The sequence below is a fragment of the Cyclobacterium qasimii M12-11B genome, from assembly GCF_000427295.1.
GTDB lineage: Bacteria > Bacteroidota > Bacteroidia > Cytophagales > Cyclobacteriaceae > Cyclobacterium > Cyclobacterium qasimii.
In genome coordinates this window covers 71,480-96,733 of sequence record NZ_ATNM01000114.1, presented here as the reverse complement: position 1 = coordinate 96,733, position 25,254 = coordinate 71,480, and the positions used below count along the sequence as shown (strand labels likewise).

The 25,254-nt window shown below is 38.3% G+C and carries 23 protein-coding genes and 2 pseudogenes; 13 read left to right on the top strand and 12 right to left on the bottom strand.

Annotated features, from left to right (window positions below; genetic code table 11):
* Positions 1–28 precede the first annotated feature (28 nt).
* Positions 29–1,252, bottom strand: a complete 1,224-nt coding sequence (locus ADICYQ_RS13830; protein ID WP_020890401.1) for an S-adenosylmethionine:tRNA ribosyltransferase-isomerase — start codon at positions 1,250–1,252, stop codon at positions 29–31.
* 206 nt (positions 1,253–1,458) lie between these two features.
* Here ADICYQ_RS13830 and ADICYQ_RS13825 point away from each other — a divergent pair, with 206 nt between their 5' ends.
* The 5 genes from ADICYQ_RS13825 (at position 1,459) to ADICYQ_RS13810 (ending at position 7,040) form a co-directional block, all read left to right on the top strand.
* Entirely contained in the window at positions 1,459–2,562 is a 1,104-nt protein-coding gene (locus ADICYQ_RS13825) for an o-succinylbenzoate synthase (protein ID WP_020890400.1), read from the top strand.
* A gap of 127 nt (positions 2,563–2,689) precedes the next feature.
* Complete coding sequence (locus ADICYQ_RS13820) at positions 2,690–4,105, top strand: sugar porter family MFS transporter (RefSeq protein ID WP_020890399.1); 1,416 nt, start codon at positions 2,690–2,692, stop codon at positions 4,103–4,105.
* 6 nt (positions 4,106–4,111) lie between these two features.
* On the top strand, positions 4,112–4,405 hold the full coding sequence (locus tag ADICYQ_RS29775) for an AGE family epimerase/isomerase (RefSeq protein ID WP_020890398.1): 294 nt from the start codon (positions 4,112–4,114) through the stop codon (positions 4,403–4,405).
* Positions 4,406–4,422: 17 nt separating this feature from the next.
* Positions 4,423–5,268 carry an AGE family epimerase/isomerase gene (locus tag ADICYQ_RS13815; protein ID WP_316929309.1) on the top strand — a complete coding sequence of 282 codons (846 nt, stop codon included), beginning with the start codon at positions 4,423–4,425 and terminating at the stop codon, positions 5,266–5,268.
* A 38-nt stretch (positions 5,269–5,306) separates the two neighbouring features.
* On the top strand, positions 5,307–7,040 hold the full coding sequence (locus ADICYQ_RS13810; protein ID WP_020890396.1) for an FAD-dependent oxidoreductase: 1,734 nt from the start codon (positions 5,307–5,309) through the stop codon (positions 7,038–7,040).
* 144 nt (positions 7,041–7,184) lie between these two features.
* On the opposite strand, the gene ADICYQ_RS13805 is transcribed toward ADICYQ_RS13810, so the two are convergent.
* Positions 7,185–8,468 (bottom strand): acetylxylan esterase, encoded by a 1,284-nt coding sequence (locus ADICYQ_RS13805; protein ID WP_020890394.1) that lies wholly within the window; start codon positions 8,466–8,468, stop codon positions 7,185–7,187.
* A 487-nt stretch (positions 8,469–8,955) separates the two neighbouring features.
* Between ADICYQ_RS13805 and ADICYQ_RS13800 the strand changes: the two are divergent.
* Positions 8,956–9,413, top strand: a pseudogene (locus ADICYQ_RS13800) (cold-shock protein).
* Between the two features lie 285 nt (positions 9,414–9,698).
* On the opposite strand, the gene ADICYQ_RS13790 reads toward ADICYQ_RS13800, so the two are convergent.
* From ADICYQ_RS13790 to ADICYQ_RS13780, 4 genes are all read right to left on the bottom strand, one after another.
* Entirely contained in the window at positions 9,699–10,067 is a 369-nt protein-coding gene (locus ADICYQ_RS13790; RefSeq protein WP_020890391.1) for a 5' nucleotidase, NT5C type, read from the bottom strand.
* Positions 10,042–10,218 carry a hypothetical protein gene (locus tag ADICYQ_RS28660; protein ID WP_020890390.1) on the bottom strand — a complete coding sequence of 59 codons (177 nt, stop codon included), beginning with the start codon at positions 10,216–10,218 and terminating at the stop codon, positions 10,042–10,044. The genes ADICYQ_RS13790 and ADICYQ_RS28660 overlap by 26 nt, the downstream gene beginning before the upstream one ends.
* Positions 10,215–10,814 carry a hypothetical protein gene (locus ADICYQ_RS13785; RefSeq protein WP_020890389.1) on the bottom strand — a complete coding sequence of 200 codons (600 nt, stop codon included), beginning with the start codon at positions 10,812–10,814 and terminating at the stop codon, positions 10,215–10,217. The genes ADICYQ_RS28660 and ADICYQ_RS13785 overlap by 4 nt, the downstream gene beginning before the upstream one ends.
* Before the next feature lie 218 nt (positions 10,815–11,032).
* Positions 11,033–12,214: an aspartate aminotransferase family protein gene (locus ADICYQ_RS13780; protein ID WP_020890388.1), complete on the bottom strand. Its 1,182-nt coding sequence runs from the start codon at positions 12,212–12,214 to the stop codon at positions 11,033–11,035.
* 278 nt (positions 12,215–12,492) lie between these two features.
* On the opposite strand from ADICYQ_RS13780, the gene ADICYQ_RS13775 reads away from it, so the two are divergent.
* Together ADICYQ_RS13775 and ADICYQ_RS13770 are read left to right on the top strand one after the other, a co-directional pair.
* Complete coding sequence (locus ADICYQ_RS13775; protein WP_020890386.1) at positions 12,493–13,254, top strand: 3-keto-disaccharide hydrolase; 762 nt, start codon at positions 12,493–12,495, stop codon at positions 13,252–13,254.
* 29 nt (positions 13,255–13,283) lie between these two features.
* The gene (locus ADICYQ_RS13770; protein ID WP_020890385.1) at positions 13,284–14,627 is read left to right on the top strand and encodes a Gfo/Idh/MocA family protein; all 1,344 of its coding nucleotides are present in this window, start codon (positions 13,284–13,286) and stop codon (positions 14,625–14,627) included.
* 96 nt (positions 14,628–14,723) lie between these two features.
* On the opposite strand, the gene ADICYQ_RS13765 is transcribed toward ADICYQ_RS13770, so the two are convergent.
* The gene (locus ADICYQ_RS13765; protein ID WP_020890384.1) at positions 14,724–15,167 is read right to left on the bottom strand and encodes a peroxiredoxin; all 444 of its coding nucleotides are present in this window, start codon (positions 15,165–15,167) and stop codon (positions 14,724–14,726) included.
* Positions 15,168–15,320: 153 nt separating this feature from the next.
* On the opposite strand from ADICYQ_RS13765, the pseudogene ADICYQ_RS13760 reads away from it, so the two are divergent.
* The 3 genes and pseudogenes from ADICYQ_RS13760 (at position 15,321) to pncA (ending at position 18,308) form a co-directional block, all read left to right on the top strand.
* A pseudogene (locus ADICYQ_RS13760) lies at positions 15,321–16,141 on the top strand (DMT family transporter).
* Between the two features lie 63 nt (positions 16,142–16,204).
* Entirely contained in the window at positions 16,205–17,686 is a 1,482-nt protein-coding gene (locus tag ADICYQ_RS13755; RefSeq protein WP_020890381.1) for a nicotinate phosphoribosyltransferase, read from the top strand.
* Positions 17,676–18,308, top strand: coding sequence for a bifunctional nicotinamidase/pyrazinamidase (pncA, locus tag ADICYQ_RS13750; RefSeq protein ID WP_020890380.1), 633 nt, complete (start codon positions 17,676–17,678; stop codon positions 18,306–18,308). The genes ADICYQ_RS13755 and pncA overlap by 11 nt, the downstream gene beginning before the upstream one ends.
* A 230-nt stretch (positions 18,309–18,538) precedes the next feature.
* On the opposite strand, the gene ADICYQ_RS13745 is transcribed toward pncA, so the two are convergent.
* Together ADICYQ_RS13745 and ADICYQ_RS13740 are read right to left on the bottom strand one after the other, a co-directional pair.
* A complete protein-coding gene (locus ADICYQ_RS13745; protein ID WP_020890379.1) occupies positions 18,539–19,087 on the bottom strand; it encodes a ferritin in 549 nt (182 codons plus the stop codon).
* Positions 19,088–19,255: 168 nt separating this feature from the next.
* On the bottom strand, positions 19,256–21,130 hold the full coding sequence (locus ADICYQ_RS13740; RefSeq protein ID WP_040416309.1) for a CocE/NonD family hydrolase: 1,875 nt from the start codon (positions 21,128–21,130) through the stop codon (positions 19,256–19,258).
* A gap of 188 nt (positions 21,131–21,318) precedes the next feature.
* Here ADICYQ_RS13740 and kdsB point away from each other — a divergent pair, with 188 nt between their 5' ends.
* On the top strand, positions 21,319–22,053 hold the full coding sequence (kdsB, locus tag ADICYQ_RS13735) for a 3-deoxy-manno-octulosonate cytidylyltransferase (protein ID WP_020890377.1): 735 nt from the start codon (positions 21,319–21,321) through the stop codon (positions 22,051–22,053).
* Between the two features lie 43 nt (positions 22,054–22,096).
* Here the strand turns inward: kdsB and ADICYQ_RS13730 are convergent, their stop codons facing one another.
* The gene (locus ADICYQ_RS13730) at positions 22,097–22,804 is read right to left on the bottom strand and encodes a 16S rRNA (uracil(1498)-N(3))-methyltransferase (RefSeq protein WP_020890376.1); all 708 of its coding nucleotides are present in this window, start codon (positions 22,802–22,804) and stop codon (positions 22,097–22,099) included.
* Positions 22,805–22,961: 157 nt separating this feature from the next.
* On the opposite strand from ADICYQ_RS13730, the gene ADICYQ_RS13725 reads away from it, so the two are divergent.
* Positions 22,962–23,378 carry a GAF domain-containing protein gene (locus ADICYQ_RS13725; protein ID WP_235114652.1) on the top strand — a complete coding sequence of 139 codons (417 nt, stop codon included), beginning with the start codon at positions 22,962–22,964 and terminating at the stop codon, positions 23,376–23,378.
* A 199-nt stretch (positions 23,379–23,577) separates the two neighbouring features.
* Here ADICYQ_RS13725 and ADICYQ_RS13720 read toward each other — a convergent pair whose 3' ends face one another.
* Together ADICYQ_RS13720 and ADICYQ_RS28655 are read right to left on the bottom strand one after the other, a co-directional pair.
* A complete protein-coding gene (locus tag ADICYQ_RS13720; RefSeq protein ID WP_235114650.1) occupies positions 23,578–24,426 on the bottom strand; it encodes an acyltransferase family protein in 849 nt (282 codons plus the stop codon).
* 32 nt (positions 24,427–24,458) lie between these two features.
* Positions 24,459–24,737 carry a hypothetical protein gene (locus ADICYQ_RS28655; RefSeq protein ID WP_020890373.1) on the bottom strand — a complete coding sequence of 93 codons (279 nt, stop codon included), beginning with the start codon at positions 24,735–24,737 and terminating at the stop codon, positions 24,459–24,461.
* Between the last annotated feature and the right edge of the window lie 517 nt (positions 24,738–25,254).

Genomic DNA, 25,254 nt, shown 5'->3' with positions numbered 1-25,254 from the left:
ATTGAAGATTTTACACCCACCTATAGGGTTATTTCAGTTTGTTGTTCCATAATAAGCTGCTGTCTCCATAGCTTAAGAATCTGTATTTATTGGTTATTGCTTCCTGATAGATTTCCTTCCAATTCCCATGCGTAAAAGCTGCCACCAATAGAATTAGTGTTGAGCCTGGCTGATGAAAATTGGTTACAAGACCGTTGCACAATTTAAATTGATAGCCGGGGAAAATAAATATCTCCGTGGTTCCGATCAGTTGAACCAATTCATTTTTTTCCATCCAATCCAGAATAGCTTTTAGGCTTTCATTTTTATCGGGAAGGCTGGAATATTCATGGTAAGGATCTAATTTCTCTATGTGAAACTTATCCGATTTCCCAAGCAATAAGTTAACACCAAACCAATAAAGGCTTTCTAAGGAGCGCATTGAAGTTGTTCCCACGGCAATAATATTTCCTTTAGCAGCGATTAAATTTTGGATATTTTGTTTTGAGAACACCATTTGTTCACTGTGCATAGGATGTTCAATAACATTGTCATGTTTAATGGGCTGAAAAGTTCCTGCCCCTGTATGCAATGTTAGGTATTCTAGAGAAATCCCCTTAGATGTTAAAACAGTGAGGGTTTTATCGGTAAAATGGAGGCCTGCTGTTGGTGCCGCTACGGCACCTTCTTTGTCAGAGTAGACTGTTTGATAACGCAATTTATCCCCTTCCTCTGCGGCTCTGTTTAGGTAGGGCGGTAGTGGGACTTCTCCGCTAGCTTCCACTATTGAGGCAAAGGATTTGTCCTTGGGATTCCAGTTCAATTCAACGGCTCTATTTTCCCTATCGATAAGTTTGGCTTCTAAATTATAGGTAATTGAATCGATTTCGATTTGGCTGGTAAGCAGTTCATTTTCTTTCCATCTTTTAAGGTTCCCGATCATGCATTTCCATGTTACAGGACCAGTACTTTCCATGCTTTGCTGAATAAGCGAAGATGGGAGAATTGGGTTTAATAAAAAGATTTCAATTCTTGCTCCAGTAGCTTTTTGAAAGTGAAGCCTGGCTGGAATTACTTTTGTATTGTTGAAAACAAGCTGGCTATTTTCAGGTATTAAACCTGCAATGCCCGAAAATTTCTCATGACGAATAGTGCCATTTTCATAATACAATAGTTTGGACTTATCTCTTTGTTCAAGGGGGTATTTGGCGATGAATTCTTCTGGTAATTCGTAGTAATAATCCTGAAGCTTTGGAGCACTTTCAATGCGCATATTTTTAATAATTCTCGATATTGAACATTTTTTACAAATCCGATGCAAATATAGCCCTTTACATCCAATTGCGGGATATTATGCCATGTTTCTATGGAGACATTGACCATTTGAATAATATATGGAACATTTAGGGGTATTCAGGTCGCCCCAGCTTTTATGAATTGGAAGAAAATGGTCATATTTGAGTATAACGAAAAATAAAAATGACCCAATTGTTTAAAGTTAAATGCTCAATAAAAGCCTATCCTTTAAATTTTAAGTTTGAGGCTGGAACCAGCAGAGGAGTACTTAAAGAGAAAATAACGTACTTTATTCAAGTCACTTCGGATCAATATCCAGGGATAATTGGAATAGGAGAAGCTGGTCCATTAAAAGGACTCAGTAAGGATGATGTGCCTAACTTTCTGGAGCAAGCGATTAAGATTTTGAATTTAGTGGAGGAAATGGAATTCCATGCTAGTCAGGAAGTGTTGCTCAATCAGATTGACAACATGATGCTTCATGAATTCCCGAGTGTTCAATTTGGTCTTGAAACAGCTTTATTAGACCTGATCAATGGAGGCCAACGAAAGATTTTGGACAATGGCTTTTATGCTTCAGGTTCCCCTCTTCCCATAAATGGTTTGGTTTGGATGGGGGAGAAAGATTTTATGGAAAGGCAAATTGACCAAAAGATCGAACAAGGCTACGACTGCATAAAAATGAAAATAGGAGCCATTGATTTCGACCAGGAATGTGAGCTTCTGGAAAAAATAAGGTCTCGTTTTCCTAAGGATAAAATTTCAATCAGGGTGGATGCAAACGGCGCATTTGCTCCTCAAGATGCCCTAGGCAAACTAGAAAGGTTAGCCAAATTTGAAATCCATAGTATAGAGCAACCTATTCAACCGGGATTGATAGCTGAAATGAGGGAACTATGTAAGCAATCACCTATTCCAATTGCCTTGGATGAAGAATTGATAGGGATATATGGTCGGGAAAATAAGCTTCAACTCCTGGAATCGATAAGGCCTCAATTTCTTATTTTAAAACCAACTTTGCTAGGTGGAATTATACCTACCAGAGAGTGGGTAGCCCTCGCCCAGCAAACAAATACTGGCTGGTGGATGACCTCAGCATTAGAAAGTAATATTGGACTAAATGCAATTGCCCAACTTACCTCCTCATTGAAGGCTGAAATGCCTCAGGGCTTGGGGACAGGACAACTGTACCATAACAATATTGATTCTCCATTGAGTATTTTAAATGGGCAAATATTCTACGATACCAAGCTTGAATGGAATTTATCTGAAATATTAAACGATTAAATTCAGATCCTGCTTAAGGGTGCTTATTGCATATTTCAAGTATAATCAACTATTTTAAGTAACAGTATTTTAGCCATCAAGTGGCCTTATAAATTTTATTCCTTTTAACCTTAAAAATGAGCCTTCTATGAAGATAAACCCTTCTTACCTCTATATACTATTCTTATCTCTTGTGGCAGCCATTGGAGGGTTTTTATTTGGGTATGATACTGCTGTTATTTCAGGAACAATTAGTCAAGTGAGTCAACAATTTGAGCTGTCGGTGATCGCTCAAGGCTGGTATGTAGGTTGTGCATTATTAGGGTCGATAATCGGGGTAAGCTTTGCTGGTGGACTTTCAGATAAATACGGAAGAAAAAAAGTCATGCTCCTTTCAGCTGTTTTATTTTCTATTTCCGCTATAGGCTGTGCCATTGCCAGTAGTTATAATGAATTGATCCTTTATAGAATTATAGGTGGAGCGGGTATAGGGATGGTATCGATTGTTTCGCCAATGTATATTTCAGAGGTTGCCCCTTCAGCCATTAGGGGAAGTCTGGTTTCTTTGTATCAGTTGGCCATTACTATTGGGTTTTTAGGTGCCTTTTTAATGAACTTTCAATTGTTGAGTATTGCTGAAACCCAACTTTTCAAGGATAGCCCTTTATTGTCTCAGGTCTTTCACGAAGAAGTCTGGAGGGCAATGTTGGGAATGGAAATCGTTCCTGCGTTTTTGTTTTTCATCGTGCTATTGTTTATACCTGAAAGCCCCCGGTGGCTTGTCATAAACAATCAAATTGCCAAAGCTGAACATGTCTTCACGAAGCTTTACACCTCTGCTGTTACTGGTAAACAAAAAGTAGAAGAGGTTTTGAAACAAGCAGATCAGACCACAGAAAGTAGTTGGGGGCTATTAAAAAATCCCTTAGTTCTAAAGCCGGTTCTGTTAGGGATGGCCATAGCAATTCTAGGTCAATTTATGGGTGTCAATGCTGTGCTGTATTATGGGCCAAGTATTTTTGAACAATCTGGATTGAGTGGGGGAGATGCACTTTATTATCAGGTGATGGTGGGTGTAGTCAATGTTTTAACAACCATTCTGGCCTTGTTTATTATAGATCGGGTAGGTAGGAAAAAACTCGTGTACTTCGGTGTATCTGGAATGGTGATTTCTTTACTTTTGATTAGCTTTTATTTTTATGGAAGCGAAATGTATGGTTTGCCTTCCTTATTCTTATTGATTCTATTTCTTGCCTATATTTTCTTCACAGCCATATCTATCTCTGCGGTAATTTTTGTTTTGCTTTCCGAGATGTATCCAAATAAAATAAGAGGATTAGCCATGTCAATTGCCGGTTTCTCATTGTGGTTAGGTACCTATCTGGTAGGCCAATTGACCCCTTGGTTTTTGGAGAATTTGGGGCCTTCAGGTACTTTTCTGTTTTTTGCATTGATGTGCTTTCCCTACATGTATATTATCTGGAAAAAAATACCCGAGACAGCTGGTAGAAGTTTGGAGGAGATAGAAAATTACTGGTTTGGTAAAGGGATAAAAAATAAATAATTAGCAATGAAGCAATATTTAAATTTATACAAAGAGGAATTACTAAACAATGTGATTCCGTTTTGGGAGAAAAACAGCCCAGATAAGGTAAATGGAGGTTATTTTACTTGTCTGGATCAGTTTGGTAAGGTGTATGACACTGACAAATTCGTCTGGTTGCAAGCCAGACAGGTATGGATGTTTGCCATGTTGTACGATCAGGTGAAGCCCAATACAGAATGGCTTGATTTGGCCAAGAATGGCGCTGACTTTCTAATTAAACATGGTAGGGATAAAAATGGAGCCTTTTATTTTCTTTAGATCAAAAGGGGAATCCTTTGGTTCAACCTTATAATATATTTTCTGATTGCTTTGCGGCAATGGCTTTTGCAGCATTGAACAAAGTGGCACCCTGTGAGGAATACGCAGAAATAGCCTTGAAGACTTTTGAAAATATCTTGGAACGAAAGGACAATCCAAAAGGGATTTACAACAAAACCTTTCCAGGTACAAGGAATTTAAAAAGCTTTGCCTTGCCCATGATTTTGAGCAATTTAACACTGGAAATGGAGTCTTTGCTAGATGAGGATAAGGTCAAGTCATTGGTTCCTGGTGTAATCCACGAGGTAATGGAGGTTTTTCTTCAGGAAGAAACAGGATTGATACTGGAGAATGTGAATGTAGATGGAAGCTTTTCTGATTCTTATGAAGGTAGATTAACAAGTCCGGGGCACGCCATTGAAGCGATGTGGTTTATGCTTGACTTAAGCCAAAAATACAAGGATGAGGACTTGTGCAAGAAAGCCATTGCTACTGGTTTGAGAACACTTGAATATGGCTGGGATAAGGAATATGGAGGCATATATTATTTTCTGGATATTTCTGGCCACCCATCTGAAAAATTAGAATGGAACCAGAAATTATGGTGGGTTCATTTGGAAACATTGGTGTTTTTATCCAAGGCATATGCCATCACAGGCAATAATGAGTGTCTTCAATGGTTTAATAAAGTACATGACTATACCTGGAAACATTTTAAAGATCCCGATTCCCCAGAGTGGTTTGGCTACCTGGACAGATATGGAAAGGTGCAATTGCCATTAAAAGGTGGAAAGTGGAAAGGCTGTTTTCATGTACCCAGAGGATTGTATCAGGTCTGGAAAAATTTAGAGAAAATCAAATAACGTAATATTCAATTTTAAGCCTATTAAATATAGATAAGATGAATAGAAGAAACTTTATGGGTAAGGTGGTGTTGGGTGGAGGAACCATTGCTTCAGCCACACTTACAGGTTTACCGGTACATGCTAGTCAAAGTAGGAAAAGGGTGTCCGTAAACGAAAGTGGAAAAGTTTTACAGGCTGATTTGATTGTAGCCGGAGCTGGACTAGGAGGCTGCGCCGCTGCTTTTGCAGCACTAAGAAATGGTTTGACTGTAGTGATGACAGAAGAAACAGATTGGTTAGGTGGCCAACTTTCCCAACAAGGTGTGCCGCCGGATGAACACCAATGGATTGAGTCACATGGTGCACCTGAATTGTATAGGATTTTCAGAGAGAAAATCAGGGATTATTACAAAAGATTTTATCCTTTAACACCTGAAGCAGCATCAAATAAATTACTTAACCCAGGTGGAGGATCCGTTTCAAGACTTTGTTTTGAGCCAAAGGTGGGACATAAGGTTTTGGAGGAAATGTTTGCAGCATATGAAAGTTCTCGCAAGCTAATTCTTTTGAAGCATCACAAGGTAGCAACGGCAAAAGTAGCGGGTAAAAGAGTGCAGGCATTGACTGCTAAAAACTTGCTTACAAATAAAAATGTCCTTTTGGAAGGGGAGTATTTTGTGGATGCCACAGAGTTGGGAGACTTGCTACCTTTGACTGGTACAGCTTACATTACTGGTAGTGAAGCCAAAGGGGACACTGGAGAATTTCATGCTGGAGTAACTCACAGGCCAGATAATAACCAGGCATTTACGGTTTGTTTTGCAATTGATTATGTGAAAGGGGAGGACTGGACAATTCCTAAACCCTCAGACTATGATTATTGGAAAAATTTCACTCCTGAGATGAATCCTCCCTGGGCCGGAAAAATGCTTGAACTTAACTACAGCAGTCCGAAAGACCTAAAACCCAAGGAACTTGGATTTCACCCTGAGGGAATAAAGACAGGAAATAGTTTGAACTTGATGGTTTATCGAAAGATTATCTCTCAAGCAAACCATCAGCCGGGGTTTTATCAGGGAGATGCCACCTTGGTAAATTGGCCACAAAATGATTATGTGTCTGGAAATATAGTAGATGTAAGTGAGGATGAATTTAAAAAACACCTGGATGCCGGCAAGCAACAAAGCTTGTCTTTACTTTATTGGTTGCAAACAGAAGCCCCCAGGCCGGATGGGGGTAAGGGTTGGCCAGGACTTAGGTTGAGAAATGACTTAATGGGTACGGAAGATGGCTTGGCAAAATATCCTTATGTGAGAGAGGCCAGGAGAATAAAGGCCCTGTTTACAGTAAAAGAAGAGCATGTGGGAGCTGCCCAACGTGCCCAGGTTTCAGGACTTGAAGGAAAGGCTTTAAAAGCAGCAGATTTTTATGATAGTGTGGGGATTGGTTATTATCATATTGATTTACATCCAAGTTGCGGTGGAGACAATTATATAGATTTTGGTTCCCTGCCATTTCAGATACCTTTAGGGGCATTGATCCCTCAGGAAACGGAAAACCTATTGCCTGCAAATAAAAATATTGGGACAACTCATATTACGAATGGTTGCTACCGTTTACATCCAGTTGAATGGAGTATTGGAGAAGCGGTAGGGATGCTGGTTCCTTTTGCGATAACAAAGAAAGTTAGTCCCAAGACAGTAAGGGAGGATAGCGATTTGCTAAAAGAATTTCAGTCCTTTGTTAGGTCACAAGGTATTGAGACCTCCTGGCCAGCGACTGATAAGTAGGCTTAACCCTTTTGAAATAGCCTTCTGCTACATGATTAAGCTGTTTTTTGGAAAAGGAAAATAGGATTACAATGAATAAAAAAAATGTGCCTGAAAACTCAATGTTTTCAGGCACATTATACTTTTAATACTTTCTGTTAAAAATTATCTAACACCTATTTTTTGGATTAACCAATCGTGTCCTTCAGCACTTTGTTCTGAATAACGCCAATGTGCGGCATCGTGGTAAAGAGACAACTCCTTTTTACCAGGCACTACATTGTAGGCAGAATACATGGAAGTTGGAGGACATACATTGTCATTAAAACCCCAGGAATAAAACCCTGGAACTTTTACAAATCTCGCAAAATTAACAACATCATAATACTTTGAAGTTTCAATCTTGTTAGGTTGATTGCTCCATTCGTCTTTGAATAATTGAGGCCAACCTCCGGCACGGCCGTGTAGGTAACCTGTAAGGTCTGAAAGTGCTGGATAATAGCTCACCAGGTATTTGATTCTTTCATCCAAGCCTGCGGTAATGATCGATAAGGCACCTCCCTGGCTTCCGCCCATCACACCAATATTTTCACCATCAAACTCCTCTTGTGCAAAGATAAAGTCCACCGCTCTCACACAACCTAAATATACCCTCTTGTAATAATATTTGTCTTTATCATCAAGAAAGATTCTATTATAACCATTTAAGGCACCTGCACCTAAATCCTGATACAATGAAGACTCATAAAGGTTGACAGGGATACCATGAATTCCGATCTGTAAAGAAATGACATCCTGGTTAAGGTTGGCGCCAGAGTAAGGTCTGATTCCAGCTCCTGGTACATGTAGGATGGCAGGATATTTCCCAGGTTTCTTAGGCTTGGTTAATATGCCATAAATGTCACCACTGATGTTTTTAAAGGATACATGGTAAACATTTGTATGATGTGTAGAGCGTTCTGGCATAAGCGTAAGTACAGGTTCTAAAGGAATCTTTTTCATTGCCTCTTTGCCTTCATCCCAGAATGCTTTGAAGTCATCCGGTAAGGTAGTGGTAGGTTGGATATCCAAAGGTGTCACCCCAGCAGTACCTGTATTTCTATAAGTTTCTCCATTTTCTTTATAGGTTACCTGACACCTGACAAAACCAGGAACATCTAGTTTCCCTCCTTTAATAGTGGTCGTTCCTTTCTTTAGGGTGCTGGTACCTGTTAAAACAGGATCCATTTTTTCCGGACCAATTTCATATTCTATTTCAGCCCCTTCTATTAACTTCCCAAATTTATATACCGCTACATCAAATGAAATGTTATCGCCTTTTTGGTAAATCATGTCTGGAGAAGATGGGCTTACCATTATTCGGATAAGCTGGCCTTGTTGGGATTGTCCCAAGGCTAGTTGGCTGAAGACCAGTCCAACGAAAAGTAATAAGAGATAACATTTTTTCATTGATAAATAATTTTGGTTAAAATTGGTAATAGTTCTGATTTAGGAATAGAAAATCTATTTCTAAATTAGAAGTATTCTTTAATCCCGAAAATACAATAATTCTTCTTTTCTAAGGTGAAAATACCTAAAAAATCACCGGGATAACTTTCACAAACCTCCTGCTTTAACGCTTCTGAATTTTTATGATTTCTTAACAATTTACAAAAGACAATTGTAGATAAGGGTTAAATTAGGTTAATAGGCGATTAGCAGACGATTTAAAAAATATATTAATGGGTTGAAATAGGAAAAATCCATTATTTTGGCCAAATTTGTGCCTACTCGGAGAAATAATACCCAATTATCTTGAAGATTGTACTGGATTGAAATGGGTTTTTTCCAGAACTCTTGCTCTTCCTGATGAATAACATTTCAATTATTTGGGAAGCATTTACTGGAAGATCGGGTTAATATCTGGATGAAACTAACGTAAGAACAAAAATAATTTATGGCAAAATCGAAAGAAACTTTTAATAAAAAGAAAAAGAGAAAAAAAGATTAAGGAAGAAGAAAGAGAAGGAAGAAAAAAAAGAGGTAAGGAAATCCAATTCCAATAAAGGAGGAGATCTGGATGATATGATTGCCTATGTAGACGAAGATGGAAATATCACTTCAACGCCCCCTGATCCTACAGTTAAGAAGAAAAAAATTGAGCTTGAAGACATTGAAGTAAGTGTGTCTAAGCAAGCACCTATAGATCCTGAAGATCTCAGAAGAAAAGGTAAAGTTACTTTTTTCAATGAATCCAAAGGCTACGGGTTTATTAAAGATTTAGAATCTCAGGACAGTATATTTGTCCATGTAAAAGGATTGGTTGACGACGTCAGAGAGAATGATCAAGTAACCTTTGAAACTGAAAAAACTCCTAAAGGTTTGAGTGCTATTGATGTGAAATTAGCCGTTTAAACCTTATACCGTTTTATATAAATTCCTTTTGCTAAGACCCGTGATAGCCATTGCGCTTACACGTCTTTGCATGAGTCGACATTTGCCGAAAGGCATTACAAAATTGTTAAATTCCATCCAAAAAAATCCTGTTCTGGTTTTTATAAGGATGGAATTTTTTTTACTTGGCTTACTGAAACCACCTCATAAATCATTCTTTATGGTTTATGAGGTGGTTTTTTATGTGCTAGAATGGAGGATATTGCTTTGAGAATGATAATTGTGATGCCCGAAAGGAGTATGTATTTAACCCAATAGGATCTTTTTAATCTCGTTCCAATTGTTTACCCTTTCATGTTTTCCCGGGCTGGATTTTTCATTGTGGGGCTGAGTAAAAAGAAAGGTCTTCCCATCAAATACATCAAGATTTTTAAAATGATCATCGATCATTATGTCCGTCTTGATTATTTCTTTTGAGCCACAAAACACCATTTGTTGCCAGCTGATAAATGGGAAATGTTTATTAAGCCAATTATGCTTTTCTGTCAGGCTTAGTGGGAACTCTGTGGCAGCAGAAACGATGAAAATTTTATACTGCTTTGATAGTTCCGCTACAACCTCCTGTCCACCGGGGATGAGTGGCACTGTTTCAAAAAAAACCTTTGGTGTGCACATGTTTTAAAAGATGCGGAAAGGCTTCTGCTTCTGTCATCCCTACCATGTCACTGCTTTTTAGCGTAATGCCACTTTCGCTGTAATGCATATCAATAAGTTGCTGATACACATCTGCCAGTACACCGTCCATGTCTATGGCAATGGTTTTCATGAATCTTTATTATTTAAGGCATCAACCAATTGGCGATTAAGTTTTCGTTCTCTTTCCAGGGTATTTCTCCTGTGCAATTCAAATTCCTCACGAAGGTCCTCAAGGCTTTGCTGTGTTTCAGCTGTTATTTGATGACTTCTCTTAAATCTGAAATAAGAAATAACCAGAATTATAATTAAGAGTATGATTATTCCCCAAACCAGGTTGTTATAAAAATTCTTGTGCAATAACATTCCAAAAATGCTAAAACTATCTTTTTCCTCAACAGCTCTATCAAAATCTGCTTTTGTAGTTGTAAGCCGCTGATTCAAATCGGCAATTTGCGTTTTGTTTTCCTGTAGTGTCGTTTTTAATTCCTGAATTGTGGATTGGTACCCTTTAATAGAATCCAATATGTTGGATTGGAGTTTTTCAAGGGAACGGAATTTGATGACTTTATATTCCTGGTAGTTTGTTGATACCTTTTTTAAATAGTCAAATTGTTGTTCAATTGTACCATTTTCAACGCCATCAGAGGCAGTAGCAGGTTGTTCCTGAGCCGATAAATTTAAGCTTAGGGATAAAAATAAGGTGAATAAAAAATAGCGAATCATCATAATGCAATTGGTTAATTTTTTAATTAATCTATTCTTGTATAATCAATTTCTCTGCAAAATAGACAAAATTTCAAAGCTTTGTCTATTTGTTCTCAGTACAATTTGCATCTCCCTTTTCCAGTCGGGATTTCAATGCAAACATTAGTGATCCATAAAATCTGCCTTTATGAAAATTCACTATTCAGGTAACTCTAATTCTAATTTATATTAAATGAAGATTATTCTTCATCGATGGCTTGTAAAATGCATTTACAGGCCAATCTTATCTCTTCATTACTGATAGTAAGTGGAGGTGCTATGCGCATGGCGTTGTCGCAGTATAAAAACCAATCTGTAATCACCCCACCATCTATACAACGGTCTATTATCGGTTTTAATACATCAAAAGAGTCGAAAGCAACTGCCATCATCAGTCCTTTGTTTCTAATTTCCTTGATTTTGGGATGCTTCAACAAGCTTTTAAACAATTCCGCTTTCTCCTCAACTTGTTCCACCAAGTTTTCTTCTATAATCGCTTTAATGGTAGCCAAAGATGCCGCGGCACTCACTGGGTGTCCTCCAAAGGTAGTTATATGACCTAGAAGTGGGTTTTCTTTAAAGACATCCATGATTTTTTTAGAGGAAATGAAAGCCCCAATCGGCATTCCTCCTCCCATACCTTTGGCACAGACCAAGATATCTGGTTGGATACCAAAATGTTCAAAAGCCCAAAATTTTCCTGTCCTACCAAAACCAGCCTGGACTTCATCTAATATCAGTAGTGTACCAGTCTGGTTACATTTTTCACGCAAGGCCCTGAAATAATTCTTGTCAGCTACTCTTATTCCTGCTTCACCTTGTACCGTTTCTAGAATTATGGCAGCCGTTTCAGTAGTAATAAAGCTTAGTTGATCTTCGACTCCATATGCTATATTTCTAATACCGGGGAGCAAAGGTCTGTATGCCCGCTTAAAAACTTCATTTCCACCGATTGATAATGCCCCGTGTGAAGAACCATGGTAAGCGTCTGTACAAGAGATGATTTCCCTTCGGTTGTTATATCTTTTCGCTAGTTTTAAAGCACCTTCGATCGCTTCACTACCACTATTGACCAGGTATACATTGTCCAGTTCTGGAGGAAGCGTATTGACCAATGCTTGTGCTAAAAGTGTTTGAGGCTGTTGGACATATTCTCCGTAGACCATTAAATGAAGGTATTTATCCAATTGATCATGGATTGCAGCCAATACTTTTGGATGGCGATGGCCAATGTTGGACACCCCAATTCCGGCAATAAGATCCATGTATTTTTCACCTTTTGGACCATAAAGAAATACCCCTTCTGCTTTCTCTATTTCTATCAACAGAGGAAAATCAGTGGTTTGAGCCAAATGAGATAAAAATAACTGTCGATTGTTCATAATTTTAAATTACAAATGATAATATCCTATTTCTAGCACAGTTTTTCGCGAAAATTAGGAGGTTTTTGAATGATGGATAACAAAAGTAATCATAATAAGTCCTGTAATGAAACCCTAATCAATGAAGGTGGGTTTAAAACATTTTTTTACAGGAAACAATTGGATACTCATCCATTGAAATATCCAGGTATAGTAAAATTAATGGCCCTAAATTAGGGTTTATCTGGTACAAATCACTTAATTTGAAATTTACAAATTCATAAACCAAAAATATACCAATGAAATCAAAATCCTTTTATTTGTTTTTAGTATTGGGTGTCAGTGGAGCCTTTTCTGTGACAGCTCAGGAAAAAGAAATTAAATTACCACCTCAAGCTACTGAATTTTATGAGCCCGTTGTGCAACCAGTTAGTCCAGGGAACGAAAACCACCTGCCCCCAGCAGATGCCATAGTACTTTTTAATGGAAGTAGTCTTGATGCTTGGGTAAGCGAGAAGGATGGAAGCTTTCCAAAATGGGAAGTAAAAGATGGCGTTTTTACTGTAGTAGCCAAAACAGGAGGCATTAAAACCAAAGAAACTTTTGGTGATGTTCAAGTTCACCTGGAATGGCGTTCTCCAAGTGTAGTGAAAGGTGATGGTCAAGGCCGTGGGAATTCAGGTTTTTTCTTAATGGGAAAATATGAATTACAGATTTTGGATTCCTATGATAACAAGACCTATTCTAACGGACAGGCAGCAAGTATATACAAGCAACATCCACCTTTGGTAAACGCTACTCGCCAACCTGGTGAATGGAATACCTACGACGTAGTTTTTACAGCCCCTCGTTTTGATGCGAAAGGCATGTTAATTACACCAGCAAGAATTACGGTTTTTCACAATGGCATCCTAGTTCAAAACAATGTTGAGCTAAAAGGCCCTACTGAGTACATAGGCATTCCTCATTATGTGGAACATGACGCGCAGTTACCATTCCATATTCAGGATCATGGGAACCCTGTTAGTTTTAGAAATATCTGGGCCAGAAAATTAGATTGACCCCTTAATTAGCCTAAACCCATGTAATAATGAATTCCAGAAGAAAATTTATTCATAAATCATTACTTACTACTGCAGGATTTGCAGCTTTGCCAAATTTTTTATCCGCAGAACATTTGAAAGCTCGTGCTACCAGAATAGGAGCAAATGACCAGATTAATTTCGGATTGATTGGTTGTAATGGTATGGGATGGTCAAATATGCACAGTCATTTGCGTATTCCTGAAGTCAATTGTGTAGCCTTGGCGGATGTAGACCAAAGTGTATTGGACAAACGTACGGAGGATGTTTACAAGCTAAGAGGTAAAAGGCCGAAACAATACAAGGATTACAGGCTGATGCTTGAAGATCCAAACATAGATGCAGTAATTATAGGCACACCCGATCATTGGCATTGCCTGAACTTGATAGATAGTCTTTCAGCAGGTAAGCATGCCTATACAGAAAAGCCATTAGCCAATTCCATAGAAGAATGCAACTTGATGGTTAAAGCTGCAGATCGATATGGTAAATTGATACAGGTTGGGCAATGGCAACGAAGTGGGTCGCAATATGCACAAGCCATAGAAATGGTCAAGTCAGGTAAACTAGGGAATATCAGGCTGGTAAAAACCTGGGCTTATCAAGGATGGATGAACCCTGTTCCAAAGGTTCCTAATAGCCAGCCTCCCGCTGGTGTAGATTATAAAATGTGGCTTGGCCCTGCACCCGACAGACCGTTCAATGCCAACCGATTTCATTTCAATTTTCGTTGGTTTTGGGATTATGCTGGAGGTCTGATGACAGATTGGGGTGTGCATGAAATTGATATTGCCTTGCACGCAATGGGAGTAAGCGCTCCTAAATCTATCATGGCTTCTGGTGGTAAATTGGCTTATCCAGATGATGCGTCAGAAACGCCGGATACCTTGCAGACTGTTTATGAGTACGATGGGTTTAATATGCTTTGGGAGCATGCCACAGGTATAGATGGTGGGAATTATGGTACTACGGAGGGCATTGCTTTTATTGGAAACAACGGTACACTTGTGGTGAACCGAGGTGGCTGGAAAGTGATTGCCGAAACCGAAAATGTGAATGGCACCAAAAAAGAAAAAATTGAAGCCATGGAACTTGTTAAACCTGAAGGATCTGCTCAGAGAATTCATAGCAGGAATTTTGTAGAAGCAATGAAAGCGAATGATCCTTCAATGCTTAACTGTGGAATTAAAACTGGATCCATTGCGGCAATAAATGCACATATGGGGAATATTGCCTATAAATTAGGTGAGAAGATCTATTGGGATGCAGAGAAAGGCCAATTTACCAGTGGAAAAGCAAACAAATTTATTAAAGCCAATTACAACAACGGGTGGAAATTGCCTAAAGTGTAATTGTTATTTATATCACTATAAAAAAGGGATGCATTTTTGCATCCCTTTTTTTTGGAGTCCTCTCAGTTTGGACGAAATAGGTGCACTGTATTCTGCTTAATAATTGTCTAACATTTTTTTAATATGCGCCTTGGCATTGAACATGTCTTGAAATTCGTCCTTAATTACATGCCCTTTATCCAATAAATAGGTGATTCGTTTAGGAATACCTATGATAGGCACCAGCGCATCATATTTCTTACACACTTCACCACTAGTGTCTGAGAGTAATTCAAATGGAAGTTTGTTTTCTTTTTTGAAACGCAGATGTGTTTCCATATCGTCCCTGCTAATTCCGATAACAGGAATGTCTAAATCTCGGAATTCCTCAAATTGATCTCTGAATTCGCAGGCCTGAGCAGTACAGCCACCTGTGAAATCTTTGGGGTAGAAATAAATAACACATGCTTTACCAAAGAAATCTTTAGAAAGCTTAAAATCTGAGCCAGATGTGGAAGGTAACGTAAAGTCTGGTGCTTTTTGTCCTTTGCTTAATCCCATTTTTTAATATGCTAAACAAACTTTAAGATAATTAGTTTTCTTTTGCGCCTTTTATCTTCATTTCGGAACCAATTTTTATTGAAAGTGCTTTTAATGGGGTAATTTTTATTTACGATTAATAATAATGTTTTGAGTAATTCAAGTGTAAAGCACATGTTGCTGGCGGTGTGTTTTTTCGCACTAATGAATGTAGCTGTGAAGACTTTGCCTCATATTCCAGCAATTGAAATTATCCTTTTCCGCTCAGTTTTCAGCTTTATTGCTAGTTATCTTATTTTAAAGCGCAAAGCAGTGCCCGTCTTCGGGAATAATAAGAAATTATTGGTCATAAGAGGGGTAGTAGGTTCTGTTGGTTTAATCACTTTTTTCTATACCCTTCAACATATTCCCCTGGCAAGTGCCGTTACGATTCAGTACCTAGGTCCAATTTTCACAAGTATTTTAGGAATATTTATAGTTAAAGAAAAAGTCAAACCCAAACAATTCCTTTTTTTCGCCATTGCTTTTTCAGGAGTAATAATGATTGAAGGATTTGATCCAAGGATTGACAGCTTGTTTTTGGCAATAGGCATTACTTCAGCCTTGTTTTCTGGCTTAGCCTACAATGTGATCAGGAAACTTAAAAATACCGAGCATCCATTGGTGATTGTTTTTACTTTCCTCTAGTGACCATTCCTATAGCTGGGGTGCTTAGTTATTTTTTTTGGAAACAACCAGAAGGCTGGGATTGGGCCTTTCTACTTTTAATAGGTATTCTATCCCAACTTGCACAGTATTTTATGACGATTTCTTATCAAAACGCTAATTTGGCAAAAGTATCCAACTTGAATTATATAGGGATTATTTTTGCTTTGGGTTTTGGTTTCATTCTTTTTGATGAGACCTATAATTTATTCACCTACGGGGGTATGTTATTGGTACTATCAGGAGTTATCCTCAACTTTCTATACGCGAGGAGCCCAAAATCAAAATAATGCGTCAAAATGTGGTTTAAGCCGCTTAAACCTGTAAATTTGAGATTTATAGCACCGCTTAATATGAAAATAACCAAAGACCTTTACCATAGCTCTCTAACCCTACTGACTGATTATTACCAATTTACCATGGCATATGCCTATTGGAAAGCTGGGAAAGCAGAGGAAGAGGCCATTTTTAACCTGTTTTTCAGAAAAAACCCCTTCCAAAGTGGCTTTACTATCGCCGCAGGATTGGATTATGTGATCGATTACTGCAGGAACATGAAGTTTGGTGAGAATGACTTGGCTTTTTTGGCAGAAATGAAAGAGGCCAATGGAGAAAAAGTCTTTGAAAGCGGATTCATTGATTACTTGAAAAACATGACCTTTAGCTGTGACATAGATGCAGTAGAGGAAGGGGAGGTAGTGTTCCCAAATATGCCTATGGTCAGGGTCAAAGGTCCACTGATTCAGTGTCAGCTTTTAGAAACTCCTTTATTGAATATCATCAATTTTCAAACTTTGATTGCCACCAAGGCTGCAAGGATTGTTTTGGCGGCAAACGGTGATCCAGTAATGGAATTTGGTTTGAGAAGGGCGCAAGGAATCGATGGCGCACTTGCGGCCAGCAGGGCCTCTTATATTGGAGGCTGTGCCTCTACTTCAAATGTTATGGCAGCCAAGCTTTTTGGAATACCCGTTTCTGGAACGCACGCTCACAGTTGGATCATGTCGTTTGACGATGAGCTGTCTGCATTTGAATCCTATGCAGAAACTTTCCCAGACAATACTACCTTACTCGTAGATACCTATGATATTGTTCAGGGTGTCAAACATGCGATTGAAGTAGCTGAAAAACTAAAAGAACGAGGCAAGGAATTAAAAGGAATAAGAATAGATTCTGGTGATTTGGCTTATTTCAGTAACCTCGCCAGGAAAATGTTAAACGAAGCCGGATTTCCCAATGTTAAAATTGTGGCAAGTAATGACCTTGATGAACATATCATCACTTCCTTGAAGATGCAGGAAGCATCGATAGATGTTTGGGGAGTTGGAACAAAACTTGTAACAGCATATGATCAACCAGCACTTGGAGCAGTATACAAGTTGTCTGCATTGAAAAGCAAAGATGGTGATTGGGTGCCAAAGATTAAATTGTCTCAACAATCCATAAAAATTAACATTCCTGGATATCATAACGTGTTGAGGTATACCTCTAAAGGTAAAGCCATTGCAGATATGATTTACCTCGAGGGGATGGAGAAAAGTGATACAGTTACCATCATAGACCCAATAGATCCTACCCGAAGAAAGAAAATCTCTGTAGACAATGCCGAAGTAGAAGTGCTTCTTAAGCCAATTTTCAGCAAGGGAGAGAAAATATACGATCGACCAAGTATTCAACAAATCAGGCAGCGGACCCAAGATCGGTTAGCCATTTTTGATAAAACCCACAAAAGGTTGATCAATCCACATATATATCCAGTGGGGCTGGAAGCGAACTTGTATGAGTACCGAACAGCCTTGGTATTGAAAGCTAAAGCAATGGACAATGGGAATTAACTTAAATAAAAGTGCGCTCATCATTGTTGATGTGCAAAATGACTTTTTGCCGGGGGGAGCGCTCGCGGTAGGGGATGGGAATGAAGTAATCCCCGTTATCAATCAAATTCAGGATAAATTTGACCTTATAGTCGCTACCCAGGATTGGCATCCGTCCAACCACGGCAGTTTTGCTGCCAATCATCCAGGAAAAGAAGTTGGTGATTTCATAAACCTAAATGGTGTTAATCAGTACTTGTGGCCCATTCACTGCGTCGAAAATTCAGAAGGAGCTGGTTTTCCTGAGTCACTACAGGGTCAAAGCTGGAATAAAATATTTAAAAAAGGCACCAATCCTGAAGTTGATTCTTACAGTGGTTTTTTTGATAATGGTAAAATAGAAGAAACTGGCTTAGGTGACTTCTTAAAAGGTGAAGGGATAGAAAAAGTATTTGTTACTGGTTTAGCGGCTGATTACTGTGTCAAATTTACTGTATTAGATGCCCTGGATTTAGGCTTCAAAACTTATTTGTTGACCGATGCTACAAAAGGTGTGAATGTTTCCCCGAATGATACAATTGAAGCCTTCACAGAAATGGAAAATAAAGGAGCCATTTTGATTCAAAGCAATGATTTGCCCTAATTAGATCAAAATTTTTGATGGAATTCACTTTACCATCTTATCCTAATAATACGCGTTCTTCAATCGGTATCGAGAGAGGTGAACTGTCTTTTTTAGCAAGTGTTTCATCTAGGTGATAAAATAGCCATTCCCATTTCAGGTAAAAATAAAGCTCAATAAATTGTAGGAATTAAAAAACCCTCCAGTAAAATAACTGAAGGGTTTTTTAATTTGATTAGAAGATTATTGGATTAAACCTCAGGTTCTTTGGTTGCATGTAATTTGCCCATTTCCTGATCGATGGTCCAAAGCCCTATGCCTTCTTCACCTATTATATCGAATATCTCCAGAGCTCTCCTTGCAAGCGTTTCTTCTTCACGCTGTTCAGTCACATACCACTGCATAAAACTGAAGGTAGCAAAATCCTTTACGTTGAAACAATGATCTACAATGATATTAATAGACTTTGTAACTTCAATTTCATGTTCAAGGATCAACTCAAAAACCTCTCTAAGGGAATTGAAATGTTGTCTGATATTCGTGACTTCAGGCTGAATTGCATGCCCACCTGCCTCATTGATGTACCTGAATAACTTAAGCATATGACCTCTTTCTTCTTCAGCATGGTCATATAGAAATCGAGCAGAATTTGAGAATCCTTGCATCTCTGCCCATGAAGCCATGGAAAGGTAGTAGGCAGAAGATTTCCCTTCCATTTCCACTTGCTTATTAAGCTTAGCCTCTGTATCAATTAATAATGACCTTTTTAAGGTCACAATTTCTTTTTCTTTAGTTTTCATAATGTTTTATTTCATGTTAATTGAGCAACCACCATCTCTTTTCAAAAGCTTTTTGTCGGTTTTCTACACTTCTTTATCACTTTCGAGTTGCATTATAAAAGATAAATATAGTTATTTTCATTGGCCATTCTCACAATACAATCGTGCAAATCCTAATTTTAAACCATTCTAAGGAAGTACCATGACTTCAATTTTACTTGCAAATTTTTCTGTATGAAAGACCCTGTGTGTTGCCTTAATGAAATCTTCATTATCAGCTTCAAAGATATTCTCTACGTATTTTTGAGGATTTCTGTCTATTAAAGGAAACCAGGTACTTTGGACTTGAATTTGGATTTTATGACCTTTTTTAAAGGTGTGAAATACGTCCTGTAACTTAAAATCTACAGCAGAAATTTGATCTGGTACAAATGGTTTTGGGAATTCAAAGCTTTCCCTATACCTTCCCCTAAGCACTTCTGACCGAACCATGAGATGGTAATTCCCCATTTCTACACCATCAAGTACATATTCGTGGTTGGGATAATCGCCAGGGTAAATATCTATCAATTTCACGATCCAATCAGCATCAGTTTGAGATGTAGCGACTTTTAAGCGGGCCATAATCTCCCCAGCCAAGGTCATGTCCTCCTGTAGAACCTCAGTTTCAAAGGTCAAAACATCTGGTCTCCTCGCTGCAAATCGTTGATCATCCGCCATGTATTTACGAGGAGTGAAGTTTAATTTGATGTCCTGGCTATAGGGGACGGGATTGGCTGGGTCGGATATAAAAGTAGAAAACCGGTCACCTTCTGGTGTTGTAGAAGATAGCTTGCCTTCCTCATGCAGGTAGAAGCTTTTCCATTGGCTGTTTTTAGGTGGCCATTCATTGAATTTTTCCCATTGATGTTTTCCTGTATCAAACATATACGCTTCTGGAAGTGCTGGCTTCCCTTCCCCAGACTCCTTTAAAAAATGGTTGAAAAATTCTTGTTCTATATTCTTTTGGTACCATGTAGAAATAGAATCACCAAAGTAAATGTTTGAAATAATTTGATGGCCTGACTCCCTTGACCAATCACCATGTGACCATGGGCCCATAACGATGGCGTTATAGGTGTTAGGATTATTGCTTTCAATGGTTTTATAAATGGTAAGTGGACCGTAAAGGTCTTCTGCGTCAAACCAACCACCGACCGTGAGGACAGCAGGCTTTACCTCTTTTAGGTGAGGAATGATACTCCTCTTTTGCCAGAAGGAATTGTAATCTGGGTTGTTCTTTAATTGTTGCCAAAAGAAATTGTCCTCGCCATACCATTTGTCTGCATTTTTCAGTGGACCCATGTCCATGAAAAACTGGTAGCCATCACTGGTTTCTGGGTTAACCATGTCATACCAAGCCTCCTCTGTCGGGCCGTCTTTTTGGTAACCAAAAACGGTTGTTGCCAGCCAGTAACTTAGCAAGTAAGCTCCATTGTGATGGAAATCATCAAAGTAAAAATCACCTATCGGCGCTTGGGGCGAAACGGCTTTTAGATTGGGATGCGAATAGGGCAATGCAGCGGCACTGTAAAAACCCGGGTAACTTATTCCCCAGATTCCAACCTTTGCATTGTGGTTTTTTACATTTGAAAGTAGCCATTCAATGGTGTCAAAAGTATCAGTGCTTTCATCTATTTCGGTAGAGCTAGCCACTCTTTCTGTAAGTGTAGGACGCATATTGTCATATAGACCTTCGGACATCCAACGACCCCTTACGTCTTGATAAACAAATATATAACCGTCTTCCATTAAGAATTGAGAGGGGCCGAGTTTGTTTTTCATTTTGCCAGATCCATAAGGGCCTGCGCTGTAGGGCGTCCTTTGCATCAAGATAGGGTAGGGTTTTGATTTGTCTTTGGGACTATAGACAACGGTGTGTAGGTTTACTCCGTCCCGCATGGGGATATCATATTCTGCTTTTTCGTAAAGGGCTTTTACCTGATTGTTTTCTTGGGTAAATGCCGGATGCATGCCGCACAAGAATAAGGCGAATAAGACTAAAATGGCACGTATGTTTTTCATGATCATTTTTTGTTTGTTAGTGTCCATGGCTATCAATAAAGATATTGTTTTTTACCCTAAATTGCTCTCAAATTGCTTAGCTTTGCTATTAATATAATCCTTATTTTGTTGGTTTAGGATAAAAACCTAGAAAGAATTTATCCTAAATCATTGATAAACAGTTGAAATTGAATTTGTAAATCCAATAAATGAAGACCATTGCCTTAATTCCTGCAAGATTTGGAGCCACTCGCTTTCCTGCTAAGTTATTAGCCGATTTGAGAGGAAAACCACTTATCGCCAGAACCTATTTGAGTACACTGGCTACAGGTGTTTTTGATGAGGTGATGGTGGTAACAGATCATCAATCCATAGCCGATGCTGTAAGCAAAGAAGGAGGAAAAGTGTTTTTCAGTCAAAAAGCACATGAAAGTGGTTCCGATAGGATAGCAGAAGCTGCTGCTTCAATTGAAGCAGACATAATTGTAAATGTGCAAGGGGATGAACCTTTTCAAGACAAAGAGTCCCTGTCTAACCTGGTTGCCGTATTTGAGGATAAAACGGTAGAGGTAGCTTCACTTATGTCTCCTATTAAGGAAGCTAGCCAAATCATAAATCCCAATATAGTGAAGGTGGTTACCGACAAAAATAACTTCTCTCTTTACTTTAGCCGTTCACCCATACCTTTCCAGAGAAATGAAACCTCTTCTCCGGAGTATTTCCGCCATATAGGTATATATGCCTATAAAAAAGACCTATTGATGACATTTACCAAATGGGAAAAGTCCTTATTAGAAAACGTTGAAATGCTTGAACAATTAAGATTGTTGGAAAATGGGATTCGCATAAAAATGGTACCTACTACCCATCAGGCGGTAGCAATAGATGTTCCTGAGGATCTCGAGAGAGCCCTTACTTATTATGACAATCATTTCTCCAAATAAATCACTTTTAATAGCCCTTAGCTTTTACCTAACTAAAGCAAGTTTATTGGTTGTTCAATAGGTTCAGAGTATGTACGGCTACAAGACCAGCGGTTTCAGTTCTTAATCGGTGCTTTCCAAGGGAACAAGGTTTAAACCCATTGTTAATGGCCGAAGTGATTTCTTTTGGGCTAAAATCACCTTCAGGACCGATTAATACTAAGTAAGACTGGTTTGGAGTAGTTTGGTTGATAAGGTGTTCACCATTGTCTTGATCTACATAAGCAATAAAGCGCTCATGCGTTTGAAATGCTGAGTCAGTAATAAATTTATCGTAGTCTACAATTGGGTTTATTACAGGTAACCAGGTTTTAAAACTCTGTTTGCAGGCAGAAATAAGTTTTTTCTCAAGCCTATCCAGCTTTAATCTTGGTCGTTCAATATGCGCAGTTTTCAGAAAGGTAATTTCATTGAACCCCACTTCGGTAATTTTCTCCACCATCCATTCCATTCGGTCCATATTTTTAGTAGGTGCAATGGCCAAGTGAATATGGAATTTATCCATGGGAGTAAAAATCTGCTCCACTATTTTTAGGCGACATTTTTTTGGGTTATTGTCTTCAATATGGCAGGTAAACAAAGAACCTTTTCCATTCGTGAACAACACCGTGTCTCCTATGTTTTTTCTTAGTACTTTCCCTAAGTGGTTGGATTCCTGAGTATCCAAAGTAAATACGTCCCCGTTAATCTCCTCTTCATAAAAAAGCTGCATGACATTGTCGTTTATTCATTCGAATTTATAAAATTAACCGCAAAGGTTAAATAGGATTTGTTTATTATTGTAGTGAAATCTTTTTGTTGAAAACGAAATAAAATTAATAATGGTAACTAATTCTGATCTTGCCCAAAAGATTCTAAATTCAAGCAACTTGGAGTGGCAGCTCTGGCTTGAGGAAACGCTTGCTTCGTTTAACTGCGTTACCGGCACATTGCATGCGTTAAATTCGGAAACTGGACTTTTAGAGCTTAAAGCTCAGGTAGGAATTCCAGATTTTCTACTACCAAAGATGAGTACCATTCCTGTGGGTAAAGGTATGGCTGGAATTGCTGCAGAAAGAATGGAAGCAGTTCAAGTGTGTAATTTACAAACAGATGATTCAGGAGTAGTGAGGCCAGGTGCTAAAGACACTAAGGTAGAAGGAGCCATCACAGCCCCTATGATCTTAGAAGGGAAGCTATATGGTACTTTGGGGATAGCCATGAAAGATCCTTATGAATTTAATGAGGAGGAAATTAAAGCATTGATGGAGATAGCTGCTGCTCTTGCAACAAAAGTAAAGGCATAACATTAAACAGATATTAGCCGCATTTATTAAAAGTGGTATAGCTTAAAAATAGTAGGTCTTTGCTATTTTTATTGGTGCTAATTGGAGACAGCGCCTCTAACAGATCGCTAGAAATTTACATAATAAAGCCTCTCAACATTAATTCTTATGATAAGCGTTAATGTTGAGAGGCTTTTCTACTTGGGAGGGTATAGTTATATTATACCTTTACAAAAATCTTTAAACGGTAAAGGATGTATAAAAACAACCAAACCAAAAGGAGCGCACCGAATGCTTGAAAAACAGGATGCCATTCTTCACCAAGTGGGGCATACAGGCCAGCAAATAACTTTTGACTTGTAAAACGAAAATCGATAAAACTGTAAGCAAAATATATGGTGAGGGAGTTAAGCCCTATGACTTGAAAGACAAAAGCCCATTTTCGTATCTTCCAGACATCAATAACTACATAGAACAACAGTAAGGTCAAGAAACTTAAACCGCTTGTCAACATGATAAAAGAACTGCTCCAGAGGTGTTTGTTGATTGGGAAATGCAAGTCCCATATCAATCCTAGAACTACACCAATAACACCAGCAACGGCCAGGTATTTTATTTTCTTGATATCCAACCAGGCTTTGCCTAGAATTTCTCCGGCCAATGTGCCAAATATGGTTAAGCAAAGTGCGGATATTTGAGTTAACAGCCCTAATTCATCAAAAATCTCTTGCTTAAGAATTCCTGGTAAAAAAGTACGGTCAAACCAACCAACTAAATTTCCTTCAAAACTTAAATCACCCGCTCCATATCCAGGAACAGGAATTAGAAATAAGGCCGCATAATACAGTAGAAGTATTAAAATAGCAGCACCTAACCTTTTATAGAAATCGAAATTCAAGTAAATTAAAGTAGCCACAAAAGTAGCAATACCAATTCTACCCAATACACTTCCAAACCTTATTTGTGAAGGTTCGAAAAATGGGACTGGTGAATTTTTAAATAAAATCCCCAGAAGAATAAGCACTAGCATTCTTGTAAATGTTTTTCTATAAAGGGTCTTTTTTGACATACCCAATGCTCTTCCCTTGTTTAAAGAGAAGGTCAGTGACACTCCAGCAATAAACAAAAACAAAGGAAAATAAAATCATAAAAAGAAAATCCATTCCAAGCGGGGTGGGAGAACTGACCAGCCAACGAATCTATGGCAGAAATACCAGTTTTTCCTTTTAAAAGTACTATAAATGATCCAGCTCCTGCAATAAGCAACATATCAAACCCTCTTAATGCATCTATAGAGAGTAGCCTTTTGGAAGCTGTGTGTGAAGAAGAAACCGGGGAATTTATCTCCGGATCATTTTGATTGATGGGTGGGTTTGTCATGACAAAGACTTTCAGTAAATTTGGGGAGTTATTTAAAAAACTTAATACTCCCAATTTATTTCAAATTTTTGTAATAAAAAGGAATTTTATTTCATTAACTATAAAAGAAATGGTAATCAAGGGGTAAGTTTTGCCAATATCCGGTATTATAATATCACGAAGAATAATAGAAAAGAATTTTTGAAAATAGGAGGCTTGACTGCTTTAGCTACCATGACCGTTTGAAAGCTTAGATTAAAGTTGAAAATTTTAGTTTTCAAAATTCGCATAACCCTCTGGTTTTTAATATATCCGGATATGTGTTGCCTACATTTCAAAAAGTTCGTATCGGTATTGTAGGAATAGCGTAAAGCTGAATGGAACATACTACCTGGCTTAGTCACCAATGCCTTGAACTTAAATAGTAATTCATCACAAGGTTCGTTGACCTATATTGGATCAGTGGATGTTTGGAAAGAAATGTGCGAAAGAGTAGAAAGAGCTGTATTTAATCTATAATGCTACCTCGTGTTTGCTG